18 protein-coding genes are annotated in these 20,668 nt (G+C 67.8%); 6 read left to right on the top strand and 12 right to left on the bottom strand.

What is annotated here, in order from left to right; translation table 11 throughout:
* Window positions 1–94 precede the first annotated feature (94 nt).
* Window positions 95–799: a metalloregulator ArsR/SmtB family transcription factor gene (locus K1T34_RS48275; RefSeq protein ID WP_220241489.1), complete on the top strand. Its 705-nt coding sequence runs from the start codon at window positions 95–97 to the stop codon at window positions 797–799.
* Window positions 800–1,345: 546 nt separating this feature from the next.
* On the opposite strand, the gene K1T34_RS48270 is transcribed toward K1T34_RS48275, so the two are convergent.
* The 3 genes from K1T34_RS48270 to K1T34_RS48260 form a co-directional block, all read right to left on the bottom strand.
* Window positions 1,346–1,834, bottom strand: a complete 489-nt coding sequence (locus K1T34_RS48270) for a GFA family protein (RefSeq protein ID WP_220241488.1) — start codon at window positions 1,832–1,834, stop codon at window positions 1,346–1,348.
* 26 nt (window positions 1,835–1,860) lie between these two features.
* Complete coding sequence (locus tag K1T34_RS48265) at window positions 1,861–3,237, bottom strand: NAD-dependent succinate-semialdehyde dehydrogenase (protein ID WP_220241487.1); 1,377 nt, start codon at window positions 3,235–3,237, stop codon at window positions 1,861–1,863.
* A gap of 344 nt (window positions 3,238–3,581) precedes the next feature.
* Window positions 3,582–4,517: a helix-turn-helix domain-containing protein gene (locus K1T34_RS48260; protein ID WP_220241486.1), complete on the bottom strand. Its 936-nt coding sequence runs from the start codon at window positions 4,515–4,517 to the stop codon at window positions 3,582–3,584.
* Window positions 4,518–4,681: 164 nt separating this feature from the next.
* Between K1T34_RS48260 and K1T34_RS48255 the strand changes: the two genes are divergently transcribed.
* Window positions 4,682–5,959, top strand: coding sequence for an MFS transporter (locus tag K1T34_RS48255; RefSeq protein ID WP_220241485.1), 1,278 nt, complete (start codon window positions 4,682–4,684; stop codon window positions 5,957–5,959).
* 62 nt (window positions 5,960–6,021) lie between these two features.
* On the opposite strand, the gene K1T34_RS48250 is transcribed toward K1T34_RS48255, so the two are convergent.
* From K1T34_RS48250 to K1T34_RS48210, 9 genes are all read right to left on the bottom strand, one after another.
* Window positions 6,022–6,996, bottom strand: coding sequence for a hypothetical protein (locus tag K1T34_RS48250; protein WP_255638099.1), 975 nt, complete (start codon window positions 6,994–6,996; stop codon window positions 6,022–6,024).
* Window positions 6,997–7,132: 136 nt separating this feature from the next.
* Window positions 7,133–9,304, bottom strand: coding sequence for a xanthine dehydrogenase family protein molybdopterin-binding subunit (locus K1T34_RS48245; protein ID WP_255638098.1), 2,172 nt, complete (start codon window positions 9,302–9,304; stop codon window positions 7,133–7,135).
* Window positions 9,305–9,339: 35 nt separating this feature from the next.
* Entirely contained in the window at window positions 9,340–10,341 is a 1,002-nt protein-coding gene (locus tag K1T34_RS48240; RefSeq protein ID WP_220241482.1) for a xanthine dehydrogenase family protein subunit M, read from the bottom strand.
* 4 nt (window positions 10,342–10,345) lie between these two features.
* Window positions 10,346–10,828, bottom strand: coding sequence for a (2Fe-2S)-binding protein (locus K1T34_RS48235; protein ID WP_220241481.1), 483 nt, complete (start codon window positions 10,826–10,828; stop codon window positions 10,346–10,348).
* Entirely contained in the window at window positions 10,810–11,766 is a 957-nt protein-coding gene (locus K1T34_RS48230) for an AraC family transcriptional regulator (RefSeq protein WP_220241480.1), read from the bottom strand. The genes K1T34_RS48235 and K1T34_RS48230 overlap by 19 nt, the downstream gene beginning before the upstream one ends.
* A 124-nt stretch (window positions 11,767–11,890) precedes the next feature.
* Window positions 11,891–13,030, bottom strand: a complete 1,140-nt coding sequence (locus K1T34_RS48225; protein WP_255638097.1) for an acetyl-CoA acetyltransferase — start codon at window positions 13,028–13,030, stop codon at window positions 11,891–11,893.
* Window positions 13,027–13,449: a Zn-ribbon domain-containing OB-fold protein gene (locus K1T34_RS48220; RefSeq protein ID WP_220241479.1), complete on the bottom strand. Its 423-nt coding sequence runs from the start codon at window positions 13,447–13,449 to the stop codon at window positions 13,027–13,029. Before K1T34_RS48220 ends, K1T34_RS48225 begins: the two co-directional genes overlap by 4 nt.
* Before the next feature lie 2 nt (window positions 13,450–13,451).
* A complete protein-coding gene (locus K1T34_RS48215; protein WP_220241478.1) occupies window positions 13,452–14,453 on the bottom strand; it encodes a cyclase family protein in 1,002 nt (333 codons plus the stop codon).
* Window positions 14,450–16,087, bottom strand: coding sequence for an AMP-binding protein (locus K1T34_RS48210; RefSeq protein WP_220241477.1), 1,638 nt, complete (start codon window positions 16,085–16,087; stop codon window positions 14,450–14,452). The genes K1T34_RS48215 and K1T34_RS48210 overlap by 4 nt, the downstream gene beginning before the upstream one ends.
* A gap of 123 nt (window positions 16,088–16,210) precedes the next feature.
* Between K1T34_RS48210 and K1T34_RS48205 the strand changes: the two genes are divergently transcribed.
* The 4 genes from K1T34_RS48205 to K1T34_RS48190 all read left to right on the top strand — a co-directional run bounded on the left by K1T34_RS48205 (window position 16,211) and on the right by K1T34_RS48190 (window position 20,645).
* Window positions 16,211–17,038 carry an IclR family transcriptional regulator gene (locus tag K1T34_RS48205; protein ID WP_220241476.1) on the top strand — a complete coding sequence of 276 codons (828 nt, stop codon included), beginning with the start codon at window positions 16,211–16,213 and terminating at the stop codon, window positions 17,036–17,038.
* Window positions 17,039–17,235: 197 nt separating this feature from the next.
* Window positions 17,236–18,576 carry an MFS transporter gene (locus K1T34_RS48200; protein WP_255638096.1) on the top strand — a complete coding sequence of 447 codons (1,341 nt, stop codon included), beginning with the start codon at window positions 17,236–17,238 and terminating at the stop codon, window positions 18,574–18,576.
* Window positions 18,577–18,587: 11 nt separating this feature from the next.
* Window positions 18,588–19,943 (top strand): RidA family protein, encoded by a 1,356-nt coding sequence (locus tag K1T34_RS48195; RefSeq protein WP_220241474.1) that lies wholly within the window; start codon window positions 18,588–18,590, stop codon window positions 19,941–19,943.
* A 39-nt stretch (window positions 19,944–19,982) separates the two neighbouring features.
* On the top strand, window positions 19,983–20,645 hold the full coding sequence (locus K1T34_RS48190; protein WP_220241473.1) for a flavin reductase family protein: 663 nt from the start codon (window positions 19,983–19,985) through the stop codon (window positions 20,643–20,645).
* Window positions 20,646–20,668 lie beyond the last annotated feature (23 nt).

The raw sequence follows: 20,668 nt of genomic DNA, 5'->3' as shown, positions 1-20,668 counted from the left end.
TTGCCGGAGCGGCGCTCGGCCGTTCCTGTGCGTGCCGCGTGGTGTGTCCGTCGCCTGATATACATTAATCCATAGATTTATGGAGGATGGGAAGATGGTGGAGGGCACCACAGCCGATCCGGTCGGCGGTTCGGTGAAGGCGGCGGCCAAGGCGCGGTTGTATGAGGCGTTCGCGGTCAGCGGGAAGGCGCTCGCCAACGGCAAGCGTCTGGAACTGCTCGACCTGCTGGCACAGGGCGAGCGCACCGTGGACGCGCTGGCCACCGCGTCGGGGCTGAACCTGACGACCGCGTCCGCGCATCTGCAGACCCTCAAACAGGCGGGCTTCGTCGCGACCCGCCGCGACGGGGTCCGAGTGCACTATCGCCTTGCCGGCGACGACGTCGCGCAGCTGTTCGCGTTGCTGCGCACCGCTGCCCAGGCCCACCAACCGGCCGTGTCACCGGCGCGTGAGGCCTACCTCGGAGCCGCGCCCGGAGCGGAGATCACCCGCGAGCAGTTGCAGGTGCGCGCGGCAGCGGGGGAAGTGGTGCTGCTGGACGTCCGGCCGGTGCACGAGTACCGGGCGGGTCACATCCCGGGCGCGCTGAGCGTCCCGGTGGAGGAGTTGGCGGACCGGATCAACGAACTTCCCGAGGGTGTGGACATCGTCGTGTACTGCCGGGGCGAGTACTGCGTACTGGCCTACGACGCGGTGCGGCTGTTGACCGACCGCGGGCGCCGCGCGGTCCGGCTGGACGACGGCATGCTGGAGTGGCGGCTGGCCGAGATGCCGGTCGACACCGGGGACCTCGCATGACCGTCCGGCACCACCCGCCCCCACCTCGGCAAGCTGATCACCTCCGCAGCGCGGTCACATCCCTGGTTCTCCTGCACTGACGCCCTCCCCCGACTACGTCGTCGCGGAAGGTCTACCGGCCGAGATCAATCGAGGGAGACCTTCAATGCGGCGTGTTGCGCCTTAGTCCGGTCAACAGAGAACGTGACCCGCCGGCCGTGCAGGTGTGGGAGCAGGGCCGGGGCGATGGTTGAGTAGTAGCGCACGAAACCGCACTATGACATTCACTCGAAGATCCAGTACGCGCGAGTGAGGAAGCACGAGCAGCCGCGCGGGCTTGACCGGTCTGGCCTCGGTAGCTGCATGTTGCACTCCGACTGGACTCCGGGGCGGTGCGGCACCGCACGGGGGAGGGAACGTGCGGCGCCGCACCGCAGTCGCCGACCACTGAGTCCAACGCGCCAGGCATGTCGCCGCGGAGGGCGGCGGGCCGCGTTCGAGCTTGTTTGGCTCGCGCGGTATTGGCACTGGTGCCGAGTCGATGCTGAGATTTCCTCGACGAGGATGCTATTTCGCGTCGCCGTCGAACCGCGGGCGGGTGGGGTGCGGTTCGATCCAGTCCTGCGCTCGACGCCACCACACGTCGGCGGATGGTTCGAGTCCCGTCCGGTCATCGAGGGTTCCCGCCTTGACTATCATGATGTCGGGAAGCTCGTGAAGGATGGTGAAGATCGGAGTGCCGCAGTCGCCGCAGAACAGTCGGTCCCTCAGCTCACCGTTTTCCGAGCCAGTGGTTTGGTGTGACCTGGGCGTTCCCTCGATCTTCACTGCGTCTCGCGCTACAAGAACGTTTACCGAGAACGCTGCGCCGCTGTGTCGCTGACAATCATCGCAGTGGCAAAGGACGACAGTCTCGGGTTGCGCCTCGAAACGATAGCTAATCGAGCCGCACAGGCAGTGCCCGGATCGTGCGCCATGGACGGCTGCTGTGTCCGTACTATTCACTTCGGAATCTCCTTCTTTGGCCTGTTCGGCCGTGTTTACCTCGGTCGGCATGTCGATCCCAGCTGACGAAGAGCTTCTCAGGCTGGGTCGGAGACCCGCACCAGCTTGCGGTTAAGGAATTCACCGATTCCCAGCTCCGACAGTTCGCGACCGAATCCAGAATTCTTGACGCCACCAAAAGGAAGTCGCGGTGAGTCGGCGAAGCACGAATTGATGTACACCATGCCGGACTCGATTCGGGCTGCGATCTGCTTGGCGTGCTCGATATCTGCGTCGAACACGTAGCCGCCCAGGCCGTACCGTGTGGCATTCGCCAGATCGATTGCCTCATCTTCGTTGTCCACGACGTAGAAGGACAGCACGGGCCCGAATGCCTCTTGCTGGTAGAGTGGATTGTCCTCGGCGATGTCTGTGATGATCGTCGGTTCGAGGTAGAATCCGGGGCGGTCAACACGTCCGCCGCCATGGACGATTCGCGCACCCGCCGCCTTGGCGTCTTCGATCTGCTTGAGCAGGCCGTCCAGACCCCGTTCGCTGGCCAGGGGGCCGAGTAGGGTGGTTTCATCCGTGGGATCGCCCACGTTGATCGCCGCGAACCGCTCTGTCAGTGCGGCCAGCAACCTCTCGCCCCGTTCCCGGCCCACCACGATAACGCGCTTGATGTTGACGCAACCCTGTCCTGAGTTGAAGGTGCGACCCATCACGATTTGATCGGCGGCGTGCTCCAGGGGGGCGCCTTCGAGAATGAGCGCGGGATCGCTGCCGCCCAACTCGAGGACGACCTTCTTGAGATTGTGGCCTGCCCGCGCGCCGACGGACGTCCCGGCGCGTTCACTTCCGGTCAGCGTGACGGCGCGCACTCGGAAGTCGTCGATCAGGCTCGCGATTTGCTCGATGCTGCAAAAGAGATTGGTGTAGACGCCTTCAGGGGTGCCCGCTTCCTCGAACAGTCGGGCGAAGGCGAGCGCGCACTGTGGCGTACTCTCGGCGTGCTTCAGCATGACCACGTTGCCCGCGACAAGCTGGGGTGCGACGACGCGGGCAAGCTGATAGTAGGGAAAATTCCAGGGCTCGATCGCCAGGATGACGCCGATGGGCTCGGTGACCACTGTCGCGCCGGGCTCGTCCGGCAACGATTGCGGCGCGAGGAACTGTTCGCCGTTTTCGGCGTAGTAATCCAAGATGTCCGCGACGAGGTCGACTTCTACGTAGGCGAATCGGGTGACCTTACCCATTTCCAGAGTAAGATACTTCGCATACTCATCTCGTTTCTCGCGCAGAATCTGGGCTGCGCGACCGACGATCCGAGCCCGCTCCGCGACCGGTTGGAACTTCCAATCTTCGCGGTAACGCTTGTCTGCGGTTTCCAGTGCGGAAAAGACTTGCTCATCTGATTGCAAGGGGAATTCTTTGACGAATTCTCCGGTAGCCGGATTGATCGTGGTAAAACTCATTGTCGCTCCTTGGTGATGGTCTTTCGGAACTTCTCCGGAAATTATCGCGCCGAGGCCAGATTTCAACCTGTCCCTGTTGGTCGTAGGAATGCGAGGTTCGGCGAGGTACAGACTGGTTTGCCTGCGCACCGGCTAAGGGATTGCCTATCCGGTGCCGGCGAGAGGAGGACGTTCGGCGGAGTGCGCACCATTGACGCCCCCAGGGTCGGCGATTCTGCTCGGGGCTCTGCCGGCAATGTGAAACAACTTCGCGCTCGGTCGTTCGTCTTACGTGAGCACGCCTTCCGACCTCCGCATGCCGGTGATGGCCGCTCACCGGCGGAGGGCGGGCCCAAGTGGGCAGCTCAGTCCGGTGATGCGGCCGCTCGGGGCTGGGCGGCATCCGTGCCCCAGCTCGCGAGGAGGCGCAGGGCTTCCTCCGACGCCGAACCGGGCTCGGCGTGGTAGGTCTCGAGTGCCTGTTCCTGGTCGCCGGGGAGGGTGAAGGTTTCGTAGCGGACCGTGAGCTCCCCGACCAGTGGGTGCGTGATCCGCATGGTGTCGTGGGTTTTCCGTTTGACGTTGTGGGTGGCCCACATGCTGCGGAAGTCGTCGCTTTTGACAGAAAGCTCACCGACCAGTTCGGCAAGCAGTGGATCGTTCGAATACCGGCCGGCGTCAAGTCGCAGTTGTCCGACCACATCGGACGCTTTGGATTCCCAGTCGGCGAACAGGCGCTGGGCTTCGGGATCGAGGAAGACGATGCGGGCCCAGTTCCGGTCGCGCGGGGCGCGGGCGGCCCAGTCACCGAACAGCGCGGAGGCCGCGCCGTTCCAGGCCAGTACGTCGGTGCGGCGGCCCCACACGTATGCGGGCACGCCGTCGATCGCGGAAAGCAGCTCCTGCAGGGCGGGCCGCACTTGCTGGCGTTGTGGGGCCGGCCGCCGCTTGCGCGGTGCCGGCTTCGCGAGGTGCAGCAGGTGGGCGTGTTCGGCGTCGGAGAGCCTGAGCGCGGCGGAGATCGCGTCCAGTACCTCGGCCGAGACGTTGTGGCCGTTGCCCTGCTCGAGGCGCGTGTAGTACGCGACCGAGACTCCGGCGAGCTGGGCCAGCTCCTCCCGTCGTAGGCCCGGCACGCGTCGCCGCCGGCCGTAGTCGGGAATGCCGACGTCGGCAGGCTTCAGCCGGGCTCTGCGTGAGCGCAGGAACTCGCTCAGCTCCGTGCGCGGATCGAGCTGCCGCTCCCGGCCGGGTCCCGGCACTGCTTTCGGGTCGGTGTGGGGATCGGAGTGGATCGTCATGCTCCTCATTATCACGCCGGATGTCCCCGTTCGGGGCCGGCGAGCCTGTCCCTGCCAGTAGCAGTCACCCGGGACGTAGACAAATCGGGGATCTGGATAGGGCTGCCCCGCCGGCGCACGCTGAATTCGTCCCCGGAAACACTATCCGGGTCCACCCGACCGAGGTGCGAGAGCTCCTCGGGCCGTCCGTTATTCCCGCCGGGGTGAAGCACTCTCCACAAACAGCTCAGGGAACTGTGAGAATGACCGAAACAACCACTACTTCGTCACCCGCCGCGGTTCGGGGTCGGGATCGTCTTCCGGGCATGGCCTTGTTCGGCCTTTTCCTCAGCGGGTTCATCGGCATTCTCACCGAGTGCCTGCCTGCCGGCCTGCTCCCGGAAATCAGTCGCACGCTTGACCGGAGTGTTGCGCTCACGGGTCAGATCGTGACCATCTACGCCCTCGCCACCGCGCTGGCGGCGATCCCGCTGTCGCGGTTGACTTCACTGTCGCCACGAAAGAACGTGCTGCAACTCGCGCTCGGCACCGTCGCCCTCACGAACGCCCTCACCGCGTTGTGCGACGACTACACCCTGACCATGGTGATCCGGTTCGTCGCCGGCCTGGCGACCGGGTTGATCTGGCCCCTGCTCGCCGGGTACGCCGCTCGGCTCTCGCCCGGGGCCTGGCAGGGCCGCGCCATCGCGATCGCGCTTGCCGGCACACCTCTGGGACTGGCTCTCGGTATCCCGCTGGGGACGTGGCTCAGCAGCTTCGGCGGGTGGCAGCTCGCGTTCTGGGCCTCGGCTGCCTTGATCGTGCTGACCATGGCCTGGGTGCTGGTTACGCTGCCGAACCTGTCCGGTCAGCCGGTGGAGGAACGCTTCACGGTCAGGCAGGTCCTAGTGATTCCCGGGTTGCGCACCATCCTGTTCGCCCTCACTGCGTACATGGTCGCGCACAACATCCTCTACACCTACGTCACCGACTACCTGCGGTTCGCGCGCATGGAAAGTGAAGCCGGGTGGGTCCTGTTCGCGTTCGGAGTCACATCCGTCCTGAGTGTTGTCGTTGTCGGCGCGCACATCGATCGTCACCTGCGCAAGCTCGTCGTGGGCAGCACCGTGCTGTTCGCTGTCAGCGTGCTCGTGCTGGCCCTGTTCACCGGAGTGCCGGCGCTGGTCTTCATCGCTGCCGCGGCGTGGGGTTTCGCGTTCGGCAGTTCGCCCAGTCTGTTCATCGGCGGCGCCATCACCGCGACGGGGCCGGCCTCGGACGTCGCCCAGTCGATCACCATCACGTTCTTCTCTGCGTCCATCGCACTCGGCGGTCTCCTGGGTGGCCTGTTGGTGGAGGATCTGGGCACTGCGTCGCTCACATGGGCGTCGCTGGTGCTGTTGATCGCCGCGGCCGTCGCTGTCATCGGGGGGAACAAACACGCGTTCCCGAAGAGCGCCTGAAACAGAGAGAAGCAGAGGGGCGGCTGAGTTCACCCGCCGCCCCTCTGCGTACCGTTCCAAGCTCATCCGGGACTCGGGGCGCTCATCGGCCACCGCCGCCACACCGCGACGTGCAAGATCACCGCGGTGCTCAGCGCGTTGAGCACGACCTGGGTGGTCCAGCTCCATTCCCGAGCCGAAGGCACGCCGAGGGCGTGGGCGAGTTTCGGCAAACACCAGACCAGCAGCGCGGTGAGAAGCACCTCGGTGACCACGGCGAGTGTGCGCCCGGGCCCGGGCGCCGGGGCCACTCGGATCGCCGGCCACGCCTCGAACAACATGGTCACCAGCAGAATGCAGCCGACGGCGGTACCTGCGGTCGCCGTGATCCGGACTCCCGGCCAGCGGAGCCCGTCGTCGACGAGCAGATAGCCGCCCCACCCACAGGCGATCACGACGATGTTGCCGACCAGCAGCCGCAACCACGTCCGGTCGATCCGTGCGAACGGCCAGCCGCGCAACGCGACCCAGAAGAACATCTGCCACGCGCCGATCGAGGTGAACCAGGCGCCGTAGTTCTCCGAGTCGATCGCGTTCGAGCGCACCATCGCCAGCCAGGCGACCAAGCCGAGCGCCCAGCACAGCCCCACGGCGGCGAGGCCCGAGGGGATGCGGCCGAGGCGGCCCAGCGGCCGGCGTTCGCACACGAGCGTCAGCTGCAGGATGATCGTGAAGATGCTGCCGGCCAAGGAGTTCGACGCCGGATACAGGCCGGGGTGGTCGGAACTCGGCGCGAACACCCCGACCAGGTCTGGCCCGTTGACCACGAGCTGGCCGAGCACGGCGAGCAGTATGCCGCCGACGACGATGATCGCGGTGTCGTACAAACCGGACCAAGGGCGCGGGAGAAGCGTGCCCGGCCAGTCTTCCCACCAGAACGCGACCATGGCCATGATCGGCAACGCGAACGTGATGATCGGCCCGAGCAGGACCAGCGAGTTGTAGGCCCCGCCGGCGGATACGGACAGCAGCGCAGTGACAGGGACGACGAAGCCCAAACCTGCCAGGCCGCGAAGTGGCTGGTGCCGGCGGGCGTCGCCCAGCGCCGCGGGAGTGAGGGCATCCGGCCGGCTGAGCGAGGGTCGGGGACCGAATCTGTGGGCGAGTGGGGCGGCCGATGGAGCCGCCACCTGTTCAGAGGACATGTTCCAGCCGGATCGGCAGCTGGTGCACGCGTCGGCCGGTTGCGTGGTAGACGGCGTTGGCGACGGCGGCAGCCGAGCCGACCATGGCCACCTCACCCACGCCTTTCATACCGACCGGGTTGAACAGCAGGTCGGGTTCGTCGATGAAGTCCACCTCGATCTGCTGGATGTCCGCGTTGACCGGCACCGGGTACTCCTCCAGCGAAGTATTGAGGAACCCGCCGAACCGCTCGTCCACAGCGCTCTCTTCACGCAGCGCCTCTCCGATGCCCCACACCACCCCGCCGCGGACCTGGCTGGCCGCGGTGACGGGGCTGGCCACCCGGCCGCAGTCCGCGACTGTGACCACCCGCGGCACCCGAATGCGCCGCGTGGTCGGTTCGACCCGCACCTCGACGAAGTGCGCAACCCAGCTGAACGTGACGAAGTCCGGGTAGACCGGCCCGGCGAAAGCGAGCAGACCGCCGCCGAGCCGGTCGAGCGCCTGCCGGTTCTGGCCGGGCGCGACGACGGCGGACTCGGCAGTCACCACTGATTTGCCCCTGGCACGGAGCGCGGCCGGGAGGTCGACGTCGCCGGGTTCTGTGACGTCCAAGGCCTTGCGCAGTTCGTCGATGGCGGCCTGCACAGCCGACAGCGCGCTCGCCGTGCCCCAGGATCCGGCAGTGAGGTGTTGCGGCGCGACCCGGGTGTCGCCGACCTCCACGACCACCTTGTCCACCGACACGCCGAGGTCCCGTGCCACGAGCAGCGCGATGGCCGAGCGGATGCCCTGGCCCATTTCATGCCCGCCGGCGGCGACGGTGACAGTGCCGTCTTCCCTCGCCGACACGTGCGCGATGTTCGGCACCATGCCGCCCGGGTAACAGCCGGCGGCGACGCCCCAACCGATGAGCGAACCGTCCTCGGCGATCATCGATCCCGGCGCCGGAAGACGCTTCTCCCAGCCGAACCGGGCCGCGCCGCGGCGCAGACACTCGGCCAGGTGCCGGCCAGAGAACGGCAGGCCGGTGACCGGGTCGGCCACGGCGTCGTTGTCCAGCCGCAGCTGGACCGGGTCGCGGCCGGTCGCATACGCCAGCTCATCTATCGCGGACTCGAACGCGAACATGGCCGGGCTCTCGAACGGCGAGCGCATGAACCCTGGTGTCTGCACGTCGGTCCGGACCAGACGTTGGAGGCCGCGGAACGCCGGTGCCGAGTACAGCCGGGACGAGACATCGGTGGTCAGCGAAATGAACAGGTCGTGCCGCGAGGTCTGCTGGTCGACCTCGTGGATCGCGGCGAGCAATTTCCCGTTCTCGTCCGCGCCCAGGCGCACCCGGTGGACCGAGTTCGGCCGGAAGGAGCCGACGTGGAAGGTCTGCGGTCTCGGCAGCACCATCTTGACTGGCCTGCCGAGCCGGCGAGACGCGACCGCGATCGGCCCGAGGTGCCCGTACATGGAGTTCTTGTTGCCGAAGCCGCCGCCGAGGTAGGGCGAGGTGACTTCGACGTTCGCAGGGTTGAGGCCGAGCTGGGTCGCCAGGCCGAACCGCACCGCGTTCGCGTTCTGTGTGCTGTCGTGGACGAGCAGCTTGTCGCCCTCCCAGCGCACGACGCTCGCGAAGGGTTCCATCGGCACCGGGTGCTGTGGGGGGTGATTGTACGTCCCGGCGATCTGAACCGGGCTGGCCTCGAACGCCGCATCCGCATCACCGACCTTGATGTCGGCGAGCTCTGGTACGGGTATGGCCTGTTCCTGCAACACGGGGTCGGCGCCCTCGCCGTCGATCTTCACCGTGAACGGTTCGGTTTCATACTCGGCCGTGATCGCCTGCGAGGCTTCGGTCGCCGCGACGAGGCTGTCGGCGACGACCAGCGCGATCGGCTGTCCGCGGTAGGCGATGTGGTCATCACGCAATGGCTGCAGGCTCTGTACCGCGAACCCGTCGGCCATGACGAAACCGACGTCGTGCAGTTCGTCCGGTCCGAACTTCGTGATCACCAGCAGGATGCCGGGCACGGCTTCCGCGGCGGATGTGTCGATGCGTACGACACGTCCCTTGCCGATCCCTGCGGTGGCCCACGCGCCGTAGGCGACGCCTTCGGGCACGCGGTCGGCTGCGTAGCGGGCGCGGCCGGTGACCTTCTCCAGGGCATCGACGCGACGGGTGTCCAAGGGACGGTTTTCGGCGGAGGGTGCGTCTGTGACAGTCATTGGGCGGCTCGCTCTCCGGCGGTGCGCAGTGCGTCGCCAATGGTGCGGATGCCCAGCTCGACGCGGAATCCGTTGTAGGCACCGCGACGGGCTGATGCGAAGGCGACCTCCCCGGCGTGTCTGGCGGTCTGCGGGGTCAGGCGCTGGCCGAGCAGGGTCTGTTCGGCTTCGGTTGCCCGCCATGGCCGGGTGGCCACCCCACCGAGGCCGATCCGGCATTCGTCGATCAGGCCGTTCGCGTCGAAGGTGAGACCAGCGGCGACTGAGGCCAAGGCGAACGCGTAGGACTCGCGGTCTCGGATCTTGAGGTATGTCGATCCGCGCCCGGCCGGGGTCGCGGGCACGCGGATGCGGAGGATGAGTTCGTCCGGGTCGAGGACGTGTTCGCGGGTCGGGTCGTCACCTGGCTCGACGTGGAGTCCGGCGAGTGGCACGGTGCGTTCCCCTCTGGGCCCGGCGACATCCACCAAGGCGTCGAATGCGATCAGCGCGACGGCGAAGTCGCCGGCGTAGGTGGCGATGCACGAGTCGCTCCCACCGAATAGGGCGTGGCCGCGGTCGTGCCCGCCGATGGCGGCACAACCGCTGCCCGGTTCGCGCTTGTTACACGGGAATTCCGAACCGTTACGGAAGTAGGCGCAGCGGGTGCGCTGCAGTAGGTTCCCGCCGAGCGTCGCCATGTTGCGGAGCTGCTGTGTCGCGGCGCGCCACAGAGACTCGGACAGGCCCGGGTACTCGGTGCGGATCGCCGGGTGGTCGGCCACGTCCGCCATGCGCGCACCGGAGCCGAACACGAGTTCGCGCTCGCCGATTTCAATGGTGCTCAGCTCGGCGATCCGGTGCACGTCGATGACCGCGGGCGGGTTCTCGATGTCCAGCTTCATCAGGTCGTAGAGAGTGGTGCCACCGGCCAGAATCTTGGTGCCGGGCTGCGCGGTGCGCAACGCGTCCACGGTGGCGTCCACGGTGTCCGGCGCGAGGTAGGTGAAGGCACGCATCGCGTCACGCTCCGTTCGAGGTCTGCCGCACCGCGGCCACGATGCCCACGTAGGCGCCGCAGCGGCAGATGTTGCCGCTCAGGTATTCGCGAATCTCGTCGTCGGTGCCGGTGTGGCCCTCGGCGATGCAGGCGAGACCGGACATGATCTGCCCGGGCGTGCAGTAGCCGCACTGCAACGCGTCGTTGTCGATGAACGCCTGCTGCAGCGGGTGCAGACTGTCGTCCTCGCCTGAGACGCCCTCGATGGTGGTCACGTCCTGGCCGATGACCTGGACTGCGGGCGTGAGGCAGGACACCACTCGCCGACCGTCCACATGCACCGTGCACGCACCACAGTGACCCTGGTCGCATCCCTTTTTCGTGCCGGTCAGCTCAAGCCGCTCGCGCAGCACGTCCAGGAGGGATTCCCGGGGATCCAGCTCGAGCCGGACGGCCCGGCCGTTGACCGCGCAGGCCAACTCCACTGTCACGTCGTTTGTGGACATGCCGGCGACGTTAGGAGGCTGGGTCCGTCAGCGCTTTCGTCTGCTTGCGGTTCCTCGCGCGATTTATTGCGGTCCGCCCGGTAGGCGCTGGGGGACAGGCCTGTTTCCCGCCGGAATGACGTGGCCAGCTGAGCGGGGGAAGCGAAGCCGCACAGCTGAGCGACCTCGGTGACGGAGATATCGCCGCGTTCCAGGTAGCGGCGCGCCCGGTTCACCCGGACGGTGGTCAGGAAGCGGTGTGGGGTCTGGCCGGTCGCCCGTTTGAACACGCGGAGGAAGTGGAACGGGCTCAGGCTGGCCGCCGCCGCGATGTCCGTGAGGGCGAGCGGCAAGTGGTGGTTCTCGTTGATGAACGAGACGGCCCTGCGCACCCGAATGTCCTCGCCGCTGGCCGGGCGCGGAGCGGGCAGCCGGCCGTGCCGGGTCAACAAGTGCGCGGCCAGGTAGGCGGCGGCCGTCTCCGCGTACAGCGGGTCGGCGCCGGCCAGAGCCGCATCACCGAGGCCGCCGGACACCGCCGCCAGGACCGGGTCGTCGATCGTGAGTATGTCCGGCCAGCTCATCCGCGCCGCGGCCGGTCTGCGCAGATCGACCGCGGCGCGTTCGAGCAGGCTGGGGGAGAGGAACACGTTTGTGGTGAGGTACCCGTCGTCACCTCGCCAGCGCAGCCGGACCGGCCGGCCGGGCGCGGTCACCCGGATCCGGCCCGGCTGGCACTCGACTCGGCGCCAGTGGCCGCCATGCCACGACTCCATGGTTGTCCTGCCTTGCGTGACCAGCACCAGAGCGATGTCGCTGGTGGCCGGCAGGTCGAACTGCTCGGTGGCCGGGGCGTTGTCCACGAGCTGGACGAGCGGCGTCAGCCAGCCGTTGTCTCGCCGGCTGCACAGGCGCAGCCGCGCGACGGCACTCTGCTCGTCGGTCAGCGCGTCGAACAAGACACCCGCCCATCACGTCGGTATCGGGCACTCAGGCTGCTCCGGTCTTCCGGCTGTTATCCAGATCCCTGCCTTGCCTACGTCCCGGGTGACTACCACCGATGGGGACAGGCTCACGGAGCCGTCACGGCGAGATGCCGAGCACCGCGGTCGCGTGGGCCGCGAGGGTGAGGCCCATGCCGTGGACCAGGGACACCGCCGCGCCGGGTTTCTGGCGCACACCGGCTTCACCACGCAACTGGCGGACGGCTTCGGTGATCAGGAACATGCCGAGCATGCCCGGATGCGTGTAGGAGAGACCGCCGCCGTTGGTGTTGAGCGCGAGTGAACCGCCCGGGGCGATGTTGCCGTCCGCTACGAACGCACCGCCCTCGCCTTTCGGGCAGAAACCGAGATCCTCGAGGAGGATCAGGAGGCTGATGGTGAACGCGTCGTACACGTGCGCCGTATCGATGTCCGCGTGGGTCACCCCGGCCATCTGCATGGCTCGTTCCGCGCTGTGGGTGGCTTCGGTCGCGGTGAGGTCGGGCATCTGCGAGACGTTGCGGTGGTTCGAGGCCTCGCCGGTCCCGAGCAGGTAGACGGGTGGCTTGGCCAGGTCCTGCGCTCGCGCGGCTGACGTGAGCACTGCCGCCGCGCCGCCGTCGGTGACCAGGCAGCAGTCGAGTTTGTGCAGCGGGCTGGCAATCGGTGTGGACTCGAGTACGTCGTCGACGGTCAGCGGTTTCGGGTACGGCGCGGCGGGGTTCAAGAGGGCCCATTCCCTGGCGGCGACGGCGACCTGGGCGAGCTGTTCGCTGGTCGTTCCGAACTGGGCCATGTGCCGGTTTGCGATGAGACCGAAGCTCCCCACCGGGTGCAGCAGGCCGTACGGTTGCTCGTAGGCGAGCCATTCGGCGTTGCTAACGAGCTTGCCGCGGTCGCTGCGCTGGGTGCTGCCGTAACAGACGAGCGCGACGTCGCAGAGTCCCGCTTCGATCGCGGCGGCCGCGTGCCCGAGGTGGGCGATGAAGGAGCAGCCGCCGAGCGCGGTCGAGTCGGTGTACCTCGGCTTGATGCCGAGGTACTCGCTCATGGTGAGCGTGGGCATCGAGTAGTACGACGACGTGGTGAACAGACCGTCTACATCGGACAGCTCGAGCCCGGCGTCGGCGAGGGCGCGTTTCGAAGCGGCCGCCGCGAGGCCGGCCGGGGAGCGTCCCCGGGTCTCGAACGTGTCGACCTCGGCGATCCCGACGATGGCGGTCTTGCCGCGGATGGTCACTTCGGTTCCTCCTCACGGCCACGGGGCCGGAAGTGCGGCAGGGTGACGTCCTCGTCCAGTTCGCGGAACACGACTTCCACGGGCATCCCCACCTCCACGTCGTCGGCTCCCGTGAGGTCGGCCAGCAGCCGGAAGCCTTCTTCAAGGTCCACGAGGGCGAGCGTCATCGGTGTGCGGTCGGCGAAATACGGGTGGCTCGCCCGATTCTGCACCGTGTAGCTGTAGACCTTCCCGACTCCGGCGGAGTCGCGCAGCCGCAGGCTCTCACCGCCGCAATGAGGGCACACGTCACGGAGGTAGAACACGGTCGACCCGCAGGTGTCGCAGGTCTGGTATGTAAGCCGATTCTCCGCTGCGGCGTCGAAGTAGACGCGCTCTTCGCCGCGGGGAGTCGGTTTCGGGGGCAGTGGCGTGGTCATGGCTACTTGATCGCCATCGGGTTCACGGGTGAGCCGACTGCGCGGCTGAACGGCAACGGCGGCGCGCAGAAGAAGAACTCGTAGCGGCCGTCTTGGGCGCAGTCGTCGGCCAGGGTCTCGAAATCGAAGATTTCCCCCACGTACAGGCCCATCCCCACGAGGAACACACAGTGCAGCGGCTGGAAGACGTCGGGCGTCTCGTTCGGCAGCACCTCCATGCCCCAGGTGTCCGTGGCGAGGCCGGCGATCTGCTTCCCGGCCACCCATGGCACGCTGTCGAGACCCATGCCGGGGGCGCTGCCGCCGGCGTAGTCGCCCCAGTTGCCGCGCCGGGCCTGCAACTGCCCTGTGCGGATCAGCACGAAGTCGCCCTGGCGCACCTCGACGCCCTGGCTCGCGGCGCAGCCGTCGAGGTCGGCGGACGTGATCGCGTAGCCGTCCCCGAGGGCGTCGACTCCTTTGAACCGGGGAAGGTCGAGGAGAACGCCCCGGCCGGCGATGCGGTCGGCGGCCTGCGCAATGTCGTTGCGCGTGGCGCCCTTGCTCGTGACAGCAGTCGGCTCGTAGCCGTTGTACATGGTGCCGTCGAAGAGAATGTGCGCCAATGCGTCCCACTGGGTGCCCGACTGCAGCGGCATGATGATGAGGTCGTCGGTGCCGCGGCAGTAGCGGTCCTTGCCGCCGTAGAAGTCGTCGATGATCGTGCCGGTGGCGATGTCGCCGCCGTCGCGGAACATCAGGTGGAGCGGGTTGAAACGACCGAAACCGCCGCGTTGCGGGCCGTCGGCGTCGAAGGGCAGCGCGAGCGAGAACCGCTTGCCCGTCCGGATCGTGGCCGCGGCCTGGACGACGTGTTCAGCGGTGACGTGGTTGAGTGTGCCCACCTGGTCGTCGGCGCCCCACCGCCCCCAGTTGTTGTGCTCGGCGATGAGCGCGCGCACGGTTTCGACGCTCGGCGTGGTCTGTCCGGCGCCGGTAGCCGGGTTCGTGGTTTCGGTGGTCATGCTTCCTCCGTGCTTCGGGACGAACCGCTAGTGGCGGTCACAGGGGCGGACAGGCGCGTAGCCGCCTCGCCGATGTCGATGCGCTCGCCGCGGGCGTAGTCGCCGCTGCGGAGCCGGTGTTTTTCGATCTTGGCTGTCGAAGTCATCGGGATCTCAGTGACGAACTCGATGTAGCGCGGGACTTTGAAGCGCGCCAGGCGCTCGGTGCACCACGCGATGAGCTCTTCCGCAGTCGGCGCGTGGCCGGGCTGGGGTATGACGATCGCGCAGATGTCTTCGTCGAGCAGGTCGGACGGCACGCCGATCACGGCCGAGGCCCGCACACCCGGGTGGGCGTTGAGCGTCTGCTCGACCTCCAGGGATGAGACGTTCTCCCCGCGTCGGCGGATGATGTCCTTCACCCGGTCGACGAAGTAGAACCAGCCGTCCTCGTCGCGCCAGGCGCTGTCGCCGGTGTGCAGCCAGCCGTCGCGCAGGGCTTCCGCTGTGCGCTCTGGGTCCCTGAAGTAGCCGAGCATCATGGCGGCGTTCTTGAGCACGAGCTCGCCGACTTGCCCTGGGCCGACTTCGTTGCCGTTCTTGTCGACGATGCGCGCCTCGGTCCGCGGCACCGACGGGTCGGGGTGGTGCCGGGGGATGCCCATCGTGCCGGGGCGGCGGGGTGCGTCGCCGGGCTCGAGCAGGCCGTAGGTCGTCTCGCTCATGCCGAACCCGGAGATCGCGGACAGCCCGAAGCGTTCCTCGACCTGTTCCCGGACCTCGTACGGCAGGGCCGGCACGCCGTACGCCGTGCGCACATCATGGTCCCTGTCGTGCGATGACGGCTCGCTCTTGCTGAGGATGACCGCCATGGCGCCGATGTAGTTGAAGACGTTCACCCGGTGCCGGCGCACCTCGGGCCAGAACCGGCTGGCGCTGAACCGTGGCGCAAGGACGAGCGCGCCCTCCGCGCCGATCGCGCCCATAGTGGAGTACGCCTGCGAGTTGATGTGGAACAACGGCAGGCACGCGTAGACCCGGTCGCCCTTGTTCATGCCCATCCAGTGCGGGTAGGCCTGGCCCGTCAGCACGTAGTTGCGGTGTGTCTGCATGACGCCCTTGGGCCGGCCAGTGGTGCCTGACGTGTAGATGAGCGAGATGACGTCGTCGCCTTCGAGGTCGACCGCGGGAACCGACGCCGGGTCAGCTTGGGCCATGGCCCGGGTGAAGTCGGTGAACCCGGCGTCCGAGTCTCCGAAGCTGCACAGGGTTCGCAACGACGGTGCGGAGCGCCGGATCGTGCGGAAGAAGCCGGCATGTTCCGGGTCGACCAGCACGGCGACCGCCTCGGAGTGCTCGACCAGGTAGCGCGCCTCGTCCAGCTTGAATCCGGTGTTGATCGCCACCAGGATCGCGCCGAGCTTCGCGAGACCGAGCCAGGCGTGCAGGAAACCGGGCGAGTTGCCGGCCATGAAGGCGACCCGGTCTCCCTTGCGCACACCCATCTCGTGCCAGACGACCGCGGCGCGGTCGACCTCGGCAGCGAACTCGGTGTAGGTCTGTTCCTCGTCGTGCCAGATCAGGAACGGCCGATCGGGGTTGCGGGCCGCCGCCGCGTCGAGGAAGTCGCGGACGTTGAGTTTGTCCAGATCCACCACGTCTCCAATGTCTCGTTAAGCAAGACTCTGTCTCGAAAATTGCATGGAGTGGTCGCGATGTCAAGGCCTTTAGTGAGACACTGTCGTGCACAGGCTTCGGGATGAAAGGGAGATCGTGTGGTGACTCAAGAGAGTGCCGGCGCCGCGGTAGGCGACGGGGTGGACAACAACCGGGCGGGGGCCGGGCGGCCCGGTGTCCTGGATCGGGCGGTCGTGCTGCTCGAAGTGGTCGCGGCGCACGAAGCGGGGATCGGCGTCCGGGAAGCAGCGCGGCAGACTGGCGTCGATCGCAGCGCTGTCAGTCGGATCTTCGCGCAGCTGGAGGAGCTCGGGTGGGTCGAACAGACCGGCGAGCGGGGGGTGTACTCGGCGGGCTCGCGCCTGTTCTCCCTCGTGGCGGTGCTGCGTGACCGGGACAGCCTCTGGAACGCGGCGAAGCCGATCTTCCAGGAGCTTGTCGATGTGTACAACGAGACCTGCTACCTGGCCGTACGGGAGCACCACCGGCTGGTCTTCCGGGACAAGATCGATTGCGACCAGCCCATCAGGTACGTGCTCGAACTCGGGAAGCCGGTCCGGCTGACCACCGGCGCCGCCGGAACCGCGATCCTGTGCGGCATGCCGGCGAGTGAGGTCGAGCTCGTCTTCGCCGAGGGCTTGGAACGGCACACGCCGAACAGCATCACCGACATCCACGAGTACCGCGAAACGCTCGAGCGAGATCGAAAGCTGGGCTACTCGGTGAGCCGCGGTCGCTGGGTCCGCAACGGAGCCGGTGTCGCCTCGCCGTTTTTCGACGCGAGCGGCTCGTGCGCGGGTGCGGTCACGCTGAGCATGCCCGGGGACCGGCTTGAGCTGCTGCCCGTCGACAAGGTCGGTCAGGCTGTCCTTGAGGGAGCCCGCCAGCTGTCGCGCCGTCTCGGTTATCTCGGCACGTGGGGCGAATGAGCAAGAAAATCATGAGACAGTGTCTTGACTTCAGGCGTCACGTTCCACAGACTACGAACACGCTCGGCAGGTAGCCCGCACGATCGCGAGGGACTCGCCGTGGAGGGCAGTCGGGCGGTTCCCTTTCCCCTGCACGCCAGGAGGTGCGTATGACCGCGTCAACGCCGACGCCTTCGCAACAGGGAGACCAGCGTGCGATGCGGCGAATCGCCGTCGCGGGCGTCGCGGCGACGACGGCCGAATGGCTGGACTTCTACGTCTACACAACGGCCGCGGCCTTGGTGCTCGGCCCGCTCTTCTTCCCGGACCAGAACGCGGCGATCGGCACCATCGCCGCCTTCGGCACTCTCGCGGTGGGGTTCCTGGCGCGCCCGGTTGGCGGCATCATCGCCGGCCACCTGGGCGACCGCTGGGGCCGGCGCCCGACGCTGGTGCTCGCCATGGTGGTCATGGGCACCGCGACCACGCTGATCGGCCTGCTGCCCACCCACGCCTCGGTGGGCGTGCTCGCCCCGGTACTGCTGGTGCTGCTCCGGCTCGTCCAGGGGCTGGGCGTCGGTGCGCAGTGGGCCGGCGGCGCGTTGCTGCTCACCGAGCACGCACCCGTGCGGCTGCGGGGTTTCTACGGAAGCCTCGGCCAGCTGGGCGCGTGTCTCGGTGCGGCGCTGGCCAACGGGATCTTCCTGGTGCTGACCCTGCTGCTGTCCGAGGACAGCTTCCGGTCGTGGGGCTGGCGGTTGCCGTTCCTCGGTGGATTCGTCGTCGTCCTCTTCGGCATGTACGTGCAGCGGCGCATCGAGGAGACACCCGTGTTTCTCCACCTGCGTGAGGCGAACGCGGCGAAGGCGTCGCCGGTCAGGAAGCCGCTCGTCGAGGTGTTCCGGACCCACCGCAAAGCCGTAGTCCAGGCGGCCGGAGCCTTCCTCGTGGGCAACGCGGCGTTCTACGTCCTCAGCACGGGGATGGTCGACTACGGCAGCCGCGTGCTCGGGCTGCCCCGCAGCACCGTGCTCGCCCTGGTGATGTGCGCGGGGCTGGTGCAGGTCGTCGCGCTCCCGTTCTTCGGCCGGCTCAGCGACCGCGTCGGGCGCAAGAAGCTGTTCCTGATCGGGACCGCCGCCATGGCGGTCTGGGCGTGGCCGCTGTTCCTGCTCGCCGACACGGGGAACCGGTGGCTGCTCGGCCTTGGTTTGGTGATCGCGTACGTGATCCACTCGTCGATGTACGGGCCGCTCGCCGCGATGTTCGTCGAGATGTTCCCCGCGGAGGTCCGCTTCTCCGGCGCGAGCCTCGGTTACCAGATCGCGTCGGTGGTGGCCGGCGGGTTCGCGCCCACCATCATGGCCACCCTCGTGGCGGTCACCGGCAGCAGCTGGTCGGTGTCCCTCTACCTCTCGGTGCTGGCGGTCATCACGTTCGCCGCCGTCTGCACGATCACCGAAGTCTTCCGGCGTGACCTGTTCGCCACGGGTACCGCCGCAACCGTCGAAACCAGTTCCGTTGACGGCGTCGAGCCGTCCAGCGTTCGTCCCCACTAGAAGGAGACCCCATGGGACAGGAAGAAACCGCCACGGTCACGACGTCGCCCGACGGCCGGGCCCGGCTGATCGGCCCTTACAGCAAGATCGCGGACAGCGCGGCCGACCTGGTGTTCGTCGGCTCCGTCACCCCGCACCTCCCTTCGGGGGAGCTCGTCCGATCGTTCCGGCAGGTCGACGCGGACGGCGCGCGGGTCCGGCGGAACCAGATGCTGATCGACGTACCCGAGGAGCCGGCCGCGGCGCAGGCGTACTTCGCTTTCGACCAGCTCGGCGAGGTGCTCGCGAGCTACAGCCTCGATCTCCGCGCGGTCGCCCGGCTGCGGGTTTTCGTCTCGGACCGCGAGAACCTGGCCGTCGTCAACCGCGTCGTCCGCGACCGCCTCGGCGGGCACCGGCCGGCGATCAGCGTGGTGCTCGTGTCGTCCCACGGCCTGGACAAGGAGGTCGAGGTCTACCTCGACGCCGTCGCCTACACCGGCGAGGGTGGCGTCCAGGTCGTCGACGCCGCCGACGGGAGCGCGGTGGTGCGCGCCGGGGACTACGTGTTCGTCCCCAGCACGACGGGCACGGAGCCGGCCCCGGCACCCTCGCGGCTCGGCACGCTGCCGGACGAGCTCGCCGCCATGGAGTTCAGCACGCCCAAGGCCACCGAAGCGCTCGAGCAGTCGTGGACGCTCTTCCAGAAGATGGACGCGGCGCTCGAGTCCGCCGGCGGCGGCATCGAGGACGTGCTGAAGGTCAACGGCTGGCTGCCCGAATCGATGCGCTACTACGGGCCGGTCGTGCTCGCGCGGCAGGCGCTGTCCGACCACAACGAGAAGCGGCTGGTGGCCAGCACCGGCCTGAGCATCGGCGGGTTGCCCGACCCGGCGGCGCGCATCGCGTTCGAAGCCGTCGCGTACCTGCCCCGCAGCGGTGGGGACGCCAAGGAAGTCCGGCTGCCGCAGGCCGACATCGCCCGCTACTACGTTGGCGCGGTCCGGGGCGGCGGCCTCGTGTTCACGTGCGGCGAGGTGCCGATCGACGGCCCGAACCGCCGGCTCGTCGACCGCAACGCCGAGCTGTCCGGTGAAGGCCGCAGCCTGTCCTTCGGACATCTCGAGGCGGACACGGGTATCCGGGCGAAGGCCTGGTACGTCTACCAGCTGCACACCGAATACCTCGAGGCCTACGGTCTCGATCTCGGTGACGTCGTCCATCAGACGGTGTACCTGAAGGACGCCACCGAGCGGGCGGTCGTCGAACGCGTCGGCACGATGGTCTTCGGACCGACGCTGCCGCCCACCACGTTCGTGCCGATCGTCGACACGTCGCCGTTCGCGGCGGCGTCCATCGAGATCGAAGTCGTTGCCCGGCACCGCTGACGGAGGTGGACGGATTTGTCCAGTGAGGTGGAGGCACCGGTGGAGCGACGGACGGTCGGATACGACCCGGCCACGCTGACCCCGCTGCAGAACTACAAGCTGCTGTGCGGCGCCGTGGTACCTCGGCCGATCGCGTGGGTGTCCTGCCTGTCGCCGCACGGCGTGCCCAACATCGCGCCGTTCAGTTTCTTCAACATCGTGTCGTCGAACCCGCCGATGCTCGGGTTCTCGGTGTCGAAGTCACTGGTCCCCGGCAAGGGTGACAAGGACACGCTGACGTTCGTGCGGGCGAACCGCGAGTTCGTCGTCAACATCCCCACGGCGGAGCTGCTCGACGAGCTCGTCATCACCTCGATCGAGTACGCGCCGGACGTCGACGAGTTCGACGCCGCCGGGCTCACCGCGCTCCCCGGCGAGCGCATCGCGGTGCCCCGCATCGCCGAGGCGCCGGTGAGCTTCGAGTGCCTGCTGCACTCGGCGATCGACCTCGGGGCGAGCACGTGGGTGATGGGTACAGTCGTCTACGCCCACTTCCGCGAGGGACTGGTGGCCGGTGACTGCAAGCCGGACCCGGACAAGCTGCGCCCGCTCGGCCGCATGCCGGGGCCGACCTTCAGCACGGAGATGAACGTCGTCCCGCGGTCGGCCAGCCTGGCGGATCCGGCCGCGGGGCTCCAGTCGAGTGTCGTGTGGCAGCGGTGACGCGGCCACACGGGTTCGCCACG

The sequence above is a fragment of the Amycolatopsis sp. DSM 110486 genome (assembly GCF_019468465.1).
GTDB lineage: Bacteria > Actinomycetota > Actinomycetes > Mycobacteriales > Pseudonocardiaceae > Amycolatopsis.
Note: the sequence above shows the minus strand (reverse complement) of the source record. Positions and strands in the feature narration are given on the sequence as shown.

Bases quoted from the DNA above. Each gene is read 5' to 3' on its own strand.
- K1T34_RS48215 (WP_220241478.1), bottom strand. From the start codon at position 14,453: ATGACCACCGAAACCACGAACCCGGCTACCGGCGCCGGACAGACCACG.
- K1T34_RS48260 (WP_220241486.1), bottom strand. From the start codon at position 4,517: ATGACGATCCACTCCGATCCCCACACCGACCCGAAAGCAGTGCCGGGA.
- K1T34_RS48235 (WP_220241481.1), bottom strand. From the start codon at position 10,828: ATGTCCACAAACGACGTGACAGTGGAGTTGGCCTGCGCGGTCAACGGC.
- K1T34_RS48195 (WP_220241474.1), top strand. From the start codon at position 18,588: ATGGGACAGGAAGAAACCGCCACGGTCACGACGTCGCCCGACGGCCGG.
- K1T34_RS48265 (WP_220241487.1), bottom strand. From the start codon at position 3,237: ATGAGTTTTACCACGATCAATCCGGCTACCGGAGAATTCGTCAAAGAA.
- K1T34_RS48270 (WP_220241488.1), bottom strand. From the start codon at position 1,834: ATGCCGACCGAGGTAAACACGGCCGAACAGGCCAAAGAAGGAGATTCC.
- K1T34_RS48275 (WP_220241489.1), top strand. From the start codon at position 95: ATGGTGGAGGGCACCACAGCCGATCCGGTCGGCGGTTCGGTGAAGGCG.
- K1T34_RS48200 (WP_255638096.1), top strand. From the start codon at position 17,236: ATGCGGCGAATCGCCGTCGCGGGCGTCGCGGCGACGACGGCCGAATGG.
- K1T34_RS48220 (WP_220241479.1), bottom strand. From the start codon at position 13,449: ATGACCACGCCACTGCCCCCGAAACCGACTCCCCGCGGCGAAGAGCGC.
- K1T34_RS48240 (WP_220241482.1), bottom strand. From the start codon at position 10,341: ATGCGTGCCTTCACCTACCTCGCGCCGGACACCGTGGACGCCACCGTG.